This is a genomic window from Oleiphilus sp. HI0123 (assembly GCF_001635315.1).
Genome location: NZ_LWGE01000804.1, coordinates 1 through 754, shown reverse-complemented (window position 1 = coordinate 754; position 754 = coordinate 1). Strand labels below are relative to the sequence as shown.

Here is a 754-nt window from a genome sequence, read left to right as displayed (position 1 = left end):
ATAAAAATAATAAATGCGGGGTAAACTGAATATTTTGAATGCCTAGCTTTTTAGCGGCCGAAAAAATGAATTGAGTTATTGTTTCTGACTAATAAGAACACATAAAGTGGCACTAGTCCTAAACCGGATAACTTTATTTTAGCTACCGCTCTGAGTATTCAAATTGCTCTGTTTACATGCAAAGGTGTGAGCTTTTGCCCTAAAGCACAGACATGGATTCACAACAACAAAAAATTTAGAGTCTGCTCTTTTAAGCATGAAAAGGTCAATCACGGAGAGCGTTTGATCTTTTCATGCAAAGTCATTCCCCCTCTCTTTTCTTATTATTACTTGTGTTGCTACTTTTTCTGGTACAGTTTTCTCTTTAGATAAACTCTTGGCCTTGGTCTATGGTAAAGTATGGCTTCATAAAACGTAAGGCTGATAGAGCCCCTCAAGGTCTTAGTACTTCGTAACCCACAACAATGATTGTTTAAACATGTCCAGACTGTCTCCTTCCATTATACCTCGCGACCAACATCCCGTTTCTCGTAGCCAAATTAGCCCATCGGCGTTAAAGGTTATGCATCGCTTACATAATAGCGGCTATGAGGCGTATCTGGTTGGTGGTGGTGTCAGGGATATTTTGCTCGGCCAAAATCCTAAAGATTTTGATATTGCGACCAATGCACACCCTGAGGAGGTACATGCTCTTTTTAAGAATTCACGTTTAATTGGTCGTCGCTTTAAGCTCGTCCATATCCTGTTTGGCCGC

At 40.2% G+C, this 754-nt stretch carries 1 pseudogene; it reads left to right on the top strand.

The features are described from left to right. Nucleotides 1-478: 478 nt before the first annotated feature. Nucleotides 479-754 (top strand): annotated as a pseudogene (locus tag A3761_RS07015) (polynucleotide adenylyltransferase PcnB); the annotation flags it as partial.